This is a genomic window from Streptomyces sp. HUAS YS2 (assembly GCF_033343995.1).
GTDB lineage: Bacteria > Actinomycetota > Actinomycetes > Streptomycetales > Streptomycetaceae > Streptomyces > Streptomyces solicathayae.
The window spans coordinates 6,107,285-6,119,887 of the sequence record NZ_CP137573.1 but is presented as its reverse complement, the minus strand read 5'-3'; the positions used below and the strand labels follow the sequence as shown (position 1 = coordinate 6,119,887).

Sequence of the window (12,603 nt, the reverse complement as noted above, 5' to 3'; positions counted from 1 at the left end):
TGAGGGCCCCCGAGGCGAAAATGAGGGGCGTGGTGTCAGGGGTAGGCTCGACACCGCCGGTACACCCTCAGTCACCGGCTACAGACATGTGGAGAGGAGCCCTGACCCAGGGTGAGCACTAAGCCGACCACCACAGACCTCGAGTGGACCGAATTGGACCAGCGGGCCGTGGACACCGCCCGCATCCTGGCCGCGGACGCCGTACAGAAGGTCGGCAACGGCCATCCCGGTACGGCCATGAGCCTGGCCCCCGCCGCGTACACCCTCTTCCAGAAGGTGATGCGCCACGACCCGGCCGACCCGGAGTGGGTGGGCCGCGACCGGTTCGTGCTCTCCGCGGGCCACTCGTCCCTGACCCTCTACACCCAGCTGTACCTGGGCGGCTTCGGTCTCGAGCTGGACGACCTGAAGGCGTTCCGCACCTGGGGCTCGAAGACCCCCGGTCACCCGGAGTACGGCCACACCGCGGGCGTCGAGACGACCACCGGCCCGCTGGGCCAGGGCGTCGCCAACGCCGTGGGCATGGCGATGGCCGCCCGCTACGAGCGCGGTCTGTTCGACCCGGAGGCGGCCCCCGGCACCTCCCCGTTCGACCACCACATCTACGCGATCGCCGGTGACGGCTGCCTCCAGGAGGGCATCTCCGCCGAGGCGTCCTCGCTGGCCGGTCACCAGAAGCTCGGCAACCTGATCCTGCTGTGGGACGACAACCACATCTCGATCGAGGGCGACACCGAGACCGCCGTGTCCGAGGACACGATGAAGCGGTACGAGGCGTACGGCTGGCACGTCCAGCGCGTGGAGCCGCAGGCCAACGGCGACCTGGACCCGGCGGCGCTGTACGCCGCGATCCGCGCCGCCGAGGCGGAGACCGAGCGCCCGTCGTTCATCGCGATGCGCTCGATCATCGCCTGGCCCGCCCCGAACGCCCAGAACACCGAGGCCGCGCACGGCTCGGCCCTCGGCGACGAGGAGATCGCGGCCACCAAGCGCGTCCTGGGCTTCGACCCGGAGCAGACCTTCGAGGTCACCGACGAGGTCATCGACCACACCCGCGGGCTCGGCGACCGCGGCCGCGAGGCCCGCGCCGGGTGGGAGAAGTCGCTGGCCGAGTGGCGCACCGCCAACCCGGAGCGCGCCGCCGAGTTCGACCGCATCCAGGCGAACGAGCTGCCCGCGGGCTGGGAGGAAGCCCTTCCGGTCTTCGAGGCGGGCAAGGGCATCGCGACCCGTGCCGCCTCGGGCAAGGTCCTGCAGGCGCTCGGCGCCGTGATCCCGGAGCTGTGGGGCGGCTCGGCCGACCTGGCCGGCTCGAACAACACGACGATCGACAAGTCGTCGTCGTTCCTGCCCGAGGGCAACCCGCTGCCGGAGGCGGACCCGTACGGCCGCACGATCCACTACGGCATCCGCGAGCACTCGATGGCCGCCGAGATGAACGGCATCGCGCTGCACGGCAACACCCGCATCTACGGCGGCACCTTCCTGGTGTTCTCCGACTACATGCGCAACGCGGTGCGGCTGTCCGCGCTGATGCACCTGCCGGTGACCTACGTCTGGACGCACGACTCGATCGGTCTCGGCGAGGACGGCCCGACGCACCAGCCGGTCGAGCACCTGGCGTCGCTGCGCGCGATCCCCGGTCTGAACGTCGTCCGTCCGGCGGACGCGAACGAGACCGCGATCGCCTGGCGCGAGATCGTCAAGCGCCACACGAAGGTGTTCGGCAAGGGGGCCCCGCACGGCCTCGCGCTGACCCGCCAGGGCGTGCCGACCTACGCGCCGAACGAGGACGCGGCCAAGGGCGGCTACGTGCTGTTCGACGCCGACGGCGGCGAGCCGCAGGTCGTGCTCATCGGCACCGGCTCCGAGGTGCAGCTCGCCGTCGAGGCGCGCGAGCAGCTGCAGGCCGCCGGCATCCCGACCCGGGTGGTCTCGATGCCGTCGGTGGAGTGGTTCGAGGAGCAGGACCAGGCGTACAAGGACTCCGTCCTGCCGCCGTCGGTGAAGGCCCGCGTCGCGGTCGAGGCGGGCATCGGCCTGACCTGGCACAAGTACGTCGGCGACGCCGGCCGGATCGTCTCGCTTGAGCACTTCGGTGCTTCGGCGGACGCGAAGGTGCTGTTCCGCGAGTTCGGCTTCACGGCCGACGCGGTGGCCGCCGCCGCCCGGGAATCTCTCGAAGCCGCAGCGCGCTGACGCCGACAGACACGATTTTTGGAGAACCTCTCATGACAGACGCACTCAAGCGCCTCTCCGACGAAGGCGTCGCGATCTGGCTGGACGACCTCTCGCGCAAGCGGATCACGTCCGGCAACCTCGCCGAGCTCATCGACCAGAGCCACGTGGTCGGCGTGACCACCAACCCGTCGATCTTCCAGAAGGCCATCTCGCACGGCGACGGGTACGAGCAGCAGCTCGCGGACCTCGCCGCCCGCAAGGTGACCGTCGACGAGGCCATCCGCATGATCACGACGGCGGACGTCCGTGACGCCGCCGACATCCTGCGCCCGGTCTTCGACGCGACGGACGGCCAGGACGGCCGGGTCTCCATCGAGGTCGACCCCCGTCTGGCCCACGACACGACGGCCACCATCGCCGAGGCCAAGCAGCTGGCCTGGCTGGTGGACCGCCCCAACACGCTCATCAAGATTCCGGCCACCAAGGCGGGTCTGCCGGCGATCACCGAGGTCATCGGCCTCGGCATCAGCGTCAACGTGACGCTGATCTTCTCGCTGGAGCGCTACCGCGCGGTCATGGACGCGTACCTGGCCGGTCTGGAGAAGGCCCGCGAGCGCGGCCTGGATCTCTCCAAGATCCACTCCGTGGCGTCCTTCTTCGTCTCCCGCGTGGACACCGAGATCGACAAGCGCCTGGACGCGATCGGCACCGACGAGGCCAAGGGCCTCAAGGGCAAGGCCGCGCTGGCCAACGCCCGGCTGGCCTACGAGGCGTTCGAGGAGGTCTTCTCCTCGGACCGCTGGGCCGCGCTCGACAAGGCGCAGGCCAACAAGCAGCGTCCGCTGTGGGCCTCGACCGGCGTCAAGGATCCGGCCTACAAGGACACCCTGTACGTGGTCGACCTGGTCGCGCCCGGCACGGTGAACACCATGCCGGAGGCCACTCTGGACGCCACCGCCGACCACGGCGTGGTGGCCGGGGACACCGTCCGCGGCACGTACGACCAGTCGCGTGCCGAACTGGCCGCGGTCGAGAAGCTGGGCATCTCGTACGACGACGTCGTCCAGCTCCTCGAGGACGAGGGCGTCGACAAGTTCGAGGCGTCCTGGAACGACCTGCTCAAGTCCACCGAGGCAGAGCTCGACCGCCTCGCACCTTCGGAGGCGTAACACCTTGAGCGCAGTCCACGGAGCCAACCCGCTCCGTGACGCCGCAGACCGACGGCTCCCGCGTATCGCGGGGCCGTCGGGCCTGGTGATTTTCGGTGTCACGGGCGATTTGTCCCGTAAGAAGCTGATGCCTGCCGTCTACGACCTGGCCAATCGCGGTCTGCTGCCGCCGGGCTTCGCGCTCATCGGCTTCGCCCGCCGCGAGTGGCAGGACGAGGACTTCGCCCAGGAGGTCTACGAGGCCGTCAAGCAGCATGCCCGCACCCCGTTCCGCGAGGAGGTGTGGCACCAGCTGATCCAGGGGATGCGCTTCGTCCAGGGCGACTTCGACGACGACGACGCCTTCGAGCAGCTGAAGTCCACCGTCGACGAGCTGGACAAGGCGCAGGGCACCGGCGGCAACTTCGCGTTCTACCTCTCGGTGCCGCCGAAGTTCTTCCCCAAGGTCGTCCAGCAGCTGAAGAAGCACAAGCTCGCGGAACCGCCCGCGGGCTCCTGGCGGCGCGCCGTCATCGAGAAGCCGTTCGGACACGACCTGGCCTCCGCGGAGGAGCTCAACGAGGTCGTCCACGACGTCTTCGCCCCGGACCAGGTCTTCCGCATCGACCACTACCTGGGCAAGGAGACCGTCCAGAACATCCTGGCGCTCCGCTTCGCCAACACCCTCTTCGAGCCGCTCTGGAACCGGTCGTACGTCGACCACGTCCAGATCACGATGGCCGAGGACATCGGCATCGGCGGCCGGGCCGGGTACTACGACGGCATCGGCGCCGCCCGTGACGTCATCCAGAACCACCTCCTGCAGCTGCTCGCGCTGACCGCGATGGAGGAGCCCGCCTCCTTCGACGCGGACGCGCTGGCGGCGGAGAAGACCAAGGTGCTCGGCGCGGTGAAGCTGCCCGACGACCTGGGCCGGCACACCGTGCGCGCGCAGTACACGGCCGGGTGGCAGGGCGGCGCGAAGGCCGTCGGCTACCTGCAGGAGGACGGCATCGACCCCAAGTCGAAGACCGACACCTACGCGGCCATCAAGCTGGAGATCGACAACCGCCGCTGGGCGGGCGTCCCGTTCTACCTGCGGACCGGCAAGCGCCTGGGCCGCCGCGTCACCGAGATCGCGGTGGTCTTCCAGCGCGCTCCGCACTCCCCCTTCGACCACACGGCGACGGAGGAGCTGGGGCAGAACGCCCTGGTCATCCGGGTCCAGCCGGACGAGGGCGTGACGCTGCGGTTCGGCGCCAAGGTGCCGGGCACGCAGATGGAGGTCCGGGACGTCTCGATGGACTTCGCCTACGGCGAGTCCTTCACCGAGTCCAGCCCGGAGGCGTACGAGCGGCTGATCCTCGATGTGCTGCTCGGCGACTCCAACCTCTTCCCGCGGGTCGAGGAGGTCGAGCTGTCCTGGAAGATCCTCGACCCGATCGAGCAGTACTGGGACAAGCACGGCAAGCCCGCCCAGTACCAGTCCGGGACCTGGGGGCCGGTCGAGGCGGACGAAATGCTCGCACGAGACGGACGGAGCTGGCGCCGGCCATGAAGACCGACCTGACTGACACCACGTCAAGCAAGATCAACAAGGCGCTGGTGCTCGGACGGCGGGCGCTCGGCACGCCGGCCATCGGCATGGTGCTGACCCTCGTCATCGTCACCGACGAGGAGAACCAGTACGACGCGCTGAAGGCCGCCAACGAGGCGTCCCGCGAGCACCCCTCGCGGACCCTGGTGGTCATCAAGCGGGCCGCCCGATCGGCGCGCGACCGGGCCAAGGCGCGACTCGACGCCGAGGTCCGCCTCGGCGCGGACGCGTCCACCGGCGAAACGGTTGTCCTGCGGCTGTACGGCGAGGTCATCGACCACGCCCAGTCCGTGGTGCTGCCGCTGCTGCTGCCGGACGCGCCGGTCGTCGTCTGGTGGCCGGTGAACGCGCCGACCGACCCGGCCAACGACCCACTGGGCGCGCTGGCGCAGCGCCGCGTCACGGACGCGTACGCCTGCGAGCAGCCCATCGAGGAGCTGGCTGCCCGCAGCGAGGCGTACACCCCGGGCGACACCGACCTGGCGTGGACCCGGATCACGCCGTGGCGCTCGATGCTCGCCGCCGCGCTGGACCAGGTCGCCTGCCAGGTCACCTCGGCCGCGGTGGAGGGCGAGGAGCTCAACCCGAGCGTCGAGCTGCTGGCCATGTGGCTGGCGGACCGGCTGAAGGTGCCGGTGAATCGTCTGGTCTCGCCGGGCCCCGGACTGACGTCGGTGCGGCTGGAGTCCGACTGCGGGCCGATCGTCCTCGACCGGCCGGACGGCTCGCTGGCCACGCTCTCCATCCAGGGACAGCCTGACCGTGCGGTGGCGCTCAAGCGCCGCGAGACGGCCGAGCTGATCGCGGAGGAGCTGCGGCGGCTCGACCCGGACGACACGTACGCGTCGGCGCTGCGCTACGGCGTGGCGCGGCTGGGCGAGGAGAAGGCTCCGAACCCGCCGGCGGACGCGGGGGCTCCGGCCGCCGCATCCGCCGGGGCTCAGACGCCCGCCGCGAAGAAGGCCCCGGCCAAGAAGGCGGCGGCCAAGTGAGCACCCCGCAGCTCGTCGTGCAGCGCGACAAGGAGCTGATGGCCCAGGCCGCGGCGGCCCGGCTGATCACCCGGGTCGTGGACGCGCAGGCCACCCGCGGCTCCGCCTCGGTGGTGCTGACCGGCGGGCGCAACGGCAACGGCCTGCTGGCGGCGCTGGGTTCGTCCCCGGCGCGGGACGCGATCGACTGGTCGCGGCTCGACCTGTGGTGGGGCGACGAGCGGTTCCTGCCGGAGGGCCATCCGGACCGCAACGTCACCCAGGCCCGTGAGGCGCTGCTCGACCTGGTGCCGCTGGACCCGGCGCGGGTGCACGCGATGCCCGCGTCGGACGGCCCGTACGGCTCCGACGCCGACGCCGCGGCCGCCGGGTACGCCGCGGAACTGGCCGCCGCGGCCGGTCCCGAGGACCATCTCGGCGTCCCGACGTTCGACGTGCTGATGCTGGGCGTCGGCCCGGACACCCATGTCGCCTCGCTGTTCCCGGAGTCGCCGGGCGTGCGGGAGACCGAGCTGACGGTGGTCGGCGTGCACGGCGCGCCGAAGCCCCCGCCGACCCGGGTCTCGCTGACCCTGCCGGCGATCCGGGCGGCCCGTGAGGTCTGGCTGCTGGCGGCCGGCGAGGACAAGGCGAAGGCCGCGGCACTCGCGCTGTCCGGCGCGGGCGAGGTCCAGGTCCCGGCGGCGGGCGCCCGAGGGCTCTCGCACACGCTGTGGCTGATGGACACGGCGGCGGCCTCGGCCCTGCCGCGCGAGCTGTACCCGGCCACGTCCGCCTGACGGACGGCCGCAGACCGGCGAAGGCCCCGGTTCCCCCTCAAGGTGGGCCGGGGCCTTCGGCGTGCTGCGGCATACTGCAGCGCACTTCGGCGTCCGGACTACGGCGTCCGGTCCACCAGGAACGCCTCCAGGAGGTCCGGCACCGCCTCGGCGGCGAACCGTATCGCCTCGCTCTGGTCCGCGTCGTGCACCGGGTACGCGCCGGATCCCGCCGCGGTCGTCGCGGTCAGGGTCACGAGGCCGGCCCGGCGCTGGAAGTACGACTGCCGGACGGTCCAGCCGATGACCCCGCCGCGCTGAAGGGCGACGGTGGTCCGGCGCAGGGTACCGGAGCGGGTCACCAGATAGCGGCCGGTGATGCCGTGCCCCAGGTTGCGGTACGCGTCCCGGGCGGCCAGCAGCGCGAGCGGCGTGACGACGAGCGCGCAGGCCACGGCCCCGTACAGCAGCGCGCCGACACCGAGCAGCACGCCGAGGAGGGTGAGGACGACGACGGGCACGGCCGCGCCCCACAGGGCCCGGCGCAGCCGGCGCGTGCGGGCGGCCGGCGGGTGGCTCACGAGCGGCGCGCCGGTCGGGGCGACGGGCTCGCGCAGCACCTCGGCCGCGACCGCGTCGGCGACCGGCCGGGGCGCGGGCGGCAGCAGGGTCTTGTGCTCGGCGTGCTGGTCCTCGTCGTCCTCGGCAATGCCGGTGGCGACCGCGTCCACCCGGGCGGCCCCGAAGGTGCGCACGCCGAGCGGTTCGACCAGCTCGACACCGCGCAGCCGGCGCTCCTCGAGGGAGATCGAGCGGGCGGTGAATAGGCCGCGGCGGACCCGGAGGGTGCCGCCGGGCTCGCGCTCCAAGCGGTAGTTCCACCACATCTCGACCCACAGGCCGAGCGCGCCGACCAGACCGGTGACGAGCGCGGCCAGCACGAGGACCAGGATCATCCAGACGAGCGAGGTGTGCTCGAAGCGGTCGGCCACCCAGTCGATCACCTTGCCCTGCGCCCCGAACCACTCGCTGACCTGCATCACCGCGCCGGCTGCGGCGCCGCCCAGCAGCGGGGCGACGAAGGAGACGGGGGCGTAGCGGATCCAGCGGGGGTCGAACACGGCGAGCGCGCCGTCCCGCCCGGAATCCGCGTCGGCGGCCGCGGGCCGGTCGAGCAGGAGCAGGCGGAGCCGCTCGCCCTCCGCGCGGGCGACCGGGTCGAGTTCGAGGGTGGACTCGCCGCCCGCGTGCTCGCCGGTGCCTATGCGCACCTTGACCAGGCCGAGTATCCGGAGCATCGGGTGGGCGGTGAGGTCCACGCTGCGGATCCGCTCGCGGGCCAGCGAGCGGCGGGTGACGAGCAGCAGGCCGCTGTGCAGCTCGGCCCGGTCGGGGCCGATGCGGTAGCGGGTCCGGCGCCAGCGGACGTAGTCTCCGGCGGCGCCGCAGCCGATCAGCAGGGCGGCGCCGGTCAGCACCCAGGCCAGCGCCTGCCACATCGGCATGCCGTCGGCCAGGCCCAGGGTGGTGGGCACGGCGGCGCCTCCGGCGACACCGGCCATGACGCCGACGGTGACGAGCACCGTCCGCTTGTCGAGCCGGCGCCACTCCTCCTCCGTGCCCGGCGGATCCCCCGTGCCCGGAGCGTCGGCGGCGGTCATGTGGCGTCCCCGGGGGTGTCCCCGGTGATCAGGGTGAGCCGCTGGGCGAGCTCGGCGGCGACCTCGTGATCGAGTCCCTCGATCCGGATCGCGCCCTTCGACGAAGCGGTCGTCACGGTCACCGTGGCCAGCCGGAAGGCCTGCTCCAGCGGTCCGCGCACGGTGTCCACGGTCTGGATCCGGGACATCGGCGCGATCCGCCACTCCTGCCAGAACGCCCCGGTGCGGACGTAGACGGCATCGTCGGTGACCTCCCAGCGGTGCACCCGGAACCACCACCGGGGGAGGATCGCGGTGCAGCCCAGGCCGACCGCCGCGAGGATCGTGGCGGGCAGCAGCAGCCAGAACCGGGCCGGTGCGATCAGCGCGCCGAGCACGCCGAGGACCACCACCGGCACGGCGGTCGTGATCAGCAGCTGGGTCCGCCACCAGCCGAGCGCCCGGCCGTCGAGCGTGTTCCTCGGCGGCCGGAGCCGTACCCCTCCGTGCACCGTGTCCTCCCCCGTGTGCGTCATGTCGGTCAGCGGCCTCGCAGGCTCCGGTACACCGAGACCAGACCGGCGGTGGAGCCGTCCAGCCGGTCCGCCCCCTCACCCGTCGTCAGGACCGGCTCGATCCTCTTGGCCAGGACCTTTCCGAGCTCCACTCCCCACTGGTCGAAGGAGTCGATGTTCCAGACGGCGCCCTGGACGAAGACCTTGTGCTCGTACAGCGCGATCAGCTGGCCCAGGACGGACGGCGTCAGTTCCTTGGCGAGGATCGTCGTGGTCGGGTGGTTGCCCTTGAAGGTCTTGTGCGGCACGAGTTCCTCGGCCACGCCCTCGGCGCGCACCTCCTCCGGGGTCTTGCCGAAGGCCAGCGCCTGCGTCTGGGCGAAGAAGTTCGCCATCAGCAGGTCGTGCTGCGGGACCAGGCCGGGCAGCAGGTCGGCGACGGGCTCGGCGAAGCCGATGAAGTCGGCCGGGATGAACTTGGTGCCCTGGTGGATCAACTGGTAGTAGGCGTGCTGGCCGTTGGTGCCCGGAGTGCCCCAGACCACCGGCCCGGTCTGCCAGTCGACCGGCCTGCCGTCGCGGTCGACGGACTTGCCGTTGGACTCCATGTCGAGCTGCTGGAGGTAGGCGGTGAACTTCGACAGGTAGTGCGAGTACGGCAGGACCGCGTGCGACTGGGCGTCGAAAAAGGCGCCGTACCAGACACCGAGCAGGCCGAGCAGGAGCGGCGCGTTCTCCTCCGGCGGCGCGGTGCGGAAGTGCTCGTCGACGAGGTGGAAGCCGTCGAGCATCTCGCGGAACCGGTCCGGCCCGATGGCGATCATCAGGGTGAGGCCGATGGCCGAGTCGTACGAGTACCGGCCGCCGACCCAGTCCCAGAACTCGAACATGTTGGCCGTGTCGATGCCGAACTCCTCGACCTTCTCGGCGTTGGTCGACAGGGCCACGAAGTGCTTGGCGACGGCCTCCTGACCAGCCCTCAGCTCGGTGAGCAGCCAGTCGCGCGCGGAGGTGGCGTTGGTGATGGTCTCGATGGTGGTGAAGGTCTTCGAGGCGATGACGAAGAGCGTCTCGGCCGGGTCGAGGTCGCGGACCGCCTCGTGCAGGTCGGCGCCGTCGACGTTGGAGACGAAACGGAACGTCAGGCCGCGGTCGGTGAAGGAGCGCAGCACCTCGTAGGCCATCGCGGGGCCGAGGTCGGAGCCGCCGATGCCGATGTTGACGACGTTGCGGATCGGGCGGCCGGTGTGGCCGGTCCACTGCCCGGAGCGGACCCGTTCGGAGAAGGCGGCCATCTTGTCGAGGACGGCGTGCACGCCGGGCACCACGTTCTCGCCGTCGACCTCGATCACGGCGTCGCGCGGGGCGCGCAGGGCGGTGTGCAGGACCGCGCGGTCCTCGGTGGTGTTGATCTTCTCGCCGCGGAACATCGCGTCGCGCAGCCCGGCGACGCCGGTGGCGACGGCCAGCTCGCGCAGCAGGGCGAGGGTCTCGTCGGTGACCAGGTTCTTGGAGTAGTCGAGGTGGAGGTCGCCGACGCGCAGGGTGTACGCGCTGCCGCGGTTCGCGTCGGCGGCGAACAGTTCGCGCAGATGGGTGTCGCCCAGCTGCTCACGGTGCTTGCCGAGGGCGGCCCACTCCGGCATCCGGTCGAGCCTGGTCTTCGTGTTCATCTCGGACATCGCCCTTTTCTTCTCCCTGCATGCTTGCCCCGCTGCCCCTCCAACCTAGTTGATCCGGCGGGCCAGACACGCGACCGCGCACGCGAACAGGGCGGCCGCCAGCAACGCGGGCGTGTTCAGGCCGATTCCGGCGGCGGCCGCGCCGCCGAGCAGCGCGCCCAGCGGGGCGCCGGCGACCGCGAGGGTGCGGAAGGCGGCGCTGATCCGGCCGATCATCCCCTCGGGGGCGCGTTCCTGCATGAGCGTCACCTGGTTGGTGTTCCACACCGTCCCCATGACGCCGAACACGGCCATCGCCCCGGCCGTGGCCACGAGGGAGTGCACGGTGCCCATGACGACCAGGCAGCCCGTCTGGACCAGGCCGGCCAGGAACACCGCCCGTATCCGGCCGGTCCGTTCGGCCAGTCGGCGGGCGAGCAGACCGCCGCCGACGCTGCCCGCCGCGTAGGCGGTGAGGACCAGGGCGTACGCGTCGTCCCCGCCGCCCAGCCAGCCGGTGACGTGCAGGACGAGGGTGGCGATCAGGGCGCCCATGCCGACGTTGCACAGGGTGGTCGCGAGGCAGAGTCGGCGCAGCGCGCGGTCCCGCCACAGCACGGCCAGCCCCTCGGCCGTCTCCGCGCGCAGGGTGGAGCCGGCCGGTCTCGGCGGCCGGTCGGGCGCCTCGGTCCGCAGCCCGCCGAGCAGCAGGGCGCCGAGCAGGTACGTGGCGGCGTCGACGGCGTACGGGACGGCGGCGCCGGCCGCCAGCAGGACGGGCGTCAGCGGGGCGCCGAGCGCCCCGCCGGCGATCTGCTGCCCGGTCATCAGCCGGGCGTTGGCCCCGGCCAGCGCACCGGCCGGGACGACCGAGGGCAGCAGTGCGGTGGCCGCGTTGTCGAAGAGGGTCTGCAGTGTGGTGAGGGCGAAGGCGAGCCCGAGCAGCAGGGCGATGGAGGCGTCGCCGAGCGCGACGGCGACGGCGAAGCCGGCGACCAGAGCCGCGCGCACCAGATCGACGGCCCACATCGCGCGCCGCTGGTCGACCCGGTCGGCGACCGTGCCGCCGAGCAGCCCGAACAGCAGCCACGGCAGGTACCCGCAGGCGGTGACGGAGGCGACGAGCAGCGGATCGTCGGTGAGCGAGGCGGCGAGCAGCGGCAGCGCGGCGCCGCGCAGCGCGTCCCCGAACCGGGACACGACGGCCGCGGTCCACAGCCGTCCGAAGCCGCCGCGCCAGGCGGGCACGACCCGTACCGCCGACGCTTCCTGAGCGGCCGTCATCCCGCCTCCCCCGTGTCGTCGAGCGGTGATCCCCTCACCGCTCGACACTAGGGGGCGGCACTGACAACGACGGACGGGCCCGGTCCACGACAGTCGTCGCGGGCCGGGCCCGTCCGGATGCTCATCAGATCTCGCCGCGAAGCTTGGCCAGGGCCTCGGCGAGGATCGCCTCGCCGTCCGCGTCGCTGCGCCGCTCCCGTACGTACGCGAGGTGCGTCTTGTAGGGCTCGGTGCGGGGCGGGTCCGGCGGGTTGTCCCGGTCCTGGCCGGCCGGGAATCCGCAGCGCGGGCAGTCCCAGGTGTCGGGAACCTGCGCGTCGCTGGCGAAGCTCGGCTGCGTCTCGTGCCCGTTCGAGCACCAGAAGGAGATGCGGAGGCGCGGTGCCGACTCGCCCCGCTCGGCCTCCCCCATCGGCCCCGCTCCGACCCGGCTTCCCCGGATCGCGTTGCCACTTGCCACGGTCGTAACTCCCTGCGTGATGGTGCTCGAAGATGCCCCAGTCTACGTAAGGCCCAACGCGCGTCCAGTGATTGGAGTTACAAGAAGCGCGCTCAGCTGTCCAGCTTCATAAGAAGCGCAAGTACGACAATGCACGCGAACCAGAGCAGACCGATCACGATCGTGATGCGGTCCAGGTTCCGCTCGGCCACCGACGAGCCGCCCACGGACGACTGCATACCGCCGCCGAACATGTCGGAGAGGCCGCCGCCCTTCCCCTTGTGCATCAGCACGAGCAGCATCAGCAGCAGGCTGAAGACGATCAGGGCGATCGAGAACCCCATAACCACGGCTGGACCCTACTTCCTGGCAATTCTCGGAATGTATG

General features: G+C 71.8%; 11 protein-coding genes. 5 read left to right on the top strand and 6 right to left on the bottom strand.

The features are described from left to right. Positions 1-111 precede the first annotated feature (111 nt). The 5 genes from tkt to pgl are packed head-to-tail and all read left to right on the top strand — an operon-like array spanning position 112 to position 6,697. Positions 112-2,199 carry a transketolase gene (tkt, locus tag R2D22_RS28310; protein ID WP_318107520.1) on the top strand — a complete coding sequence of 696 codons (2,088 nt, stop codon included), beginning with the start codon at positions 112-114 and terminating at the stop codon, positions 2,197-2,199. A 32-nt stretch (positions 2,200-2,231) separates the two neighbouring features. Continuing rightward, on the top strand, positions 2,232-3,350 hold the full coding sequence (tal, locus tag R2D22_RS28305; RefSeq protein WP_318107519.1) for a transaldolase: 1,119 nt from the start codon (positions 2,232-2,234) through the stop codon (positions 3,348-3,350). 4 nt (positions 3,351-3,354) lie between these two features. Beyond that, entirely contained in the window at positions 3,355-4,887 is a 1,533-nt protein-coding gene (gene zwf, locus R2D22_RS28300) for a glucose-6-phosphate dehydrogenase (RefSeq protein ID WP_318107518.1), read from the top strand. Then, complete coding sequence (gene opcA, locus R2D22_RS28295; protein ID WP_318107517.1) at positions 4,884-5,918, top strand: glucose-6-phosphate dehydrogenase assembly protein OpcA; 1,035 nt, start codon at positions 4,884-4,886, stop codon at positions 5,916-5,918. The genes zwf and opcA overlap by 4 nt, the downstream gene beginning before the upstream one ends. Further along, entirely contained in the window at positions 5,915-6,697 is a 783-nt protein-coding gene (pgl, locus tag R2D22_RS28290) for a 6-phosphogluconolactonase (protein WP_318107516.1), read from the top strand. Before opcA ends, pgl begins: the two co-directional genes overlap by 4 nt. A gap of 98 nt (positions 6,698-6,795) precedes the next feature. On the opposite strand, the gene R2D22_RS28285 is transcribed toward pgl, so the two are convergent. The 6 genes from R2D22_RS28285 to secG form a co-directional block, all read right to left on the bottom strand. Next, positions 6,796-8,337, bottom strand: a complete 1,542-nt coding sequence (locus R2D22_RS28285; protein WP_318107515.1) for a PH domain-containing protein — start codon at positions 8,335-8,337, stop codon at positions 6,796-6,798. Beyond that, positions 8,334-8,852: a PH domain-containing protein gene (locus R2D22_RS28280; protein ID WP_318107514.1), complete on the bottom strand. Its 519-nt coding sequence runs from the start codon at positions 8,850-8,852 to the stop codon at positions 8,334-8,336. Before R2D22_RS28280 ends, R2D22_RS28285 begins: the two co-directional genes overlap by 4 nt. 5 nt (positions 8,853-8,857) lie before the next feature. Next, the gene (gene pgi, locus R2D22_RS28275) at positions 8,858-10,513 is read right to left on the bottom strand and encodes a glucose-6-phosphate isomerase (protein WP_411977090.1); all 1,656 of its coding nucleotides are present in this window, start codon (positions 10,511-10,513) and stop codon (positions 8,858-8,860) included. 45 nt (positions 10,514-10,558) lie between these two features. Further along, a complete protein-coding gene (locus R2D22_RS28270) occupies positions 10,559-11,776 on the bottom strand; it encodes an MFS transporter (RefSeq protein ID WP_318107513.1) in 1,218 nt (405 codons plus the stop codon). Between the two features lie 124 nt (positions 11,777-11,900). Next, positions 11,901-12,236, bottom strand: a complete 336-nt coding sequence (locus R2D22_RS28265) for an RNA polymerase-binding protein RbpA (RefSeq protein ID WP_003957010.1) — start codon at positions 12,234-12,236, stop codon at positions 11,901-11,903. Positions 12,237-12,328: 92 nt separating this feature from the next. Continuing rightward, a complete protein-coding gene (gene secG / locus R2D22_RS28260; protein WP_318110027.1) occupies positions 12,329-12,559 on the bottom strand; it encodes a preprotein translocase subunit SecG in 231 nt (76 codons plus the stop codon). Positions 12,560-12,603: the final 44 nt, after the last annotated feature.

Bases quoted from the DNA above. Each gene is read 5' to 3' on its own strand.
- tal (WP_318107519.1), top strand. From the start codon at position 2,232: ATGACAGACGCACTCAAGCGCCTCTCCGACGAAGGCGTCGCGATCTGG.
- opcA (WP_318107517.1), top strand. From the start codon at position 4,884: ATGAAGACCGACCTGACTGACACCACGTCAAGCAAGATCAACAAGGCG.
- R2D22_RS28285 (WP_318107515.1), bottom strand. From the start codon at position 8,337: ATGACCGCCGCCGACGCTCCGGGCACGGGGGATCCGCCGGGCACGGAG.
- R2D22_RS28280 (WP_318107514.1), bottom strand. From the start codon at position 8,852: ATGACGCACACGGGGGAGGACACGGTGCACGGAGGGGTACGGCTCCGG.
- pgi (WP_411977090.1), bottom strand. From the start codon at position 10,513: ATGTCCGAGATGAACACGAAGACCAGGCTCGACCGGATGCCGGAGTGG.
- R2D22_RS28270 (WP_318107513.1), bottom strand. From the start codon at position 11,776: ATGACGGCCGCTCAGGAAGCGTCGGCGGTACGGGTCGTGCCCGCCTGG.
- secG (WP_318110027.1), bottom strand. From the start codon at position 12,559: ATGGGGTTCTCGATCGCCCTGATCGTCTTCAGCCTGCTGCTGATGCTG.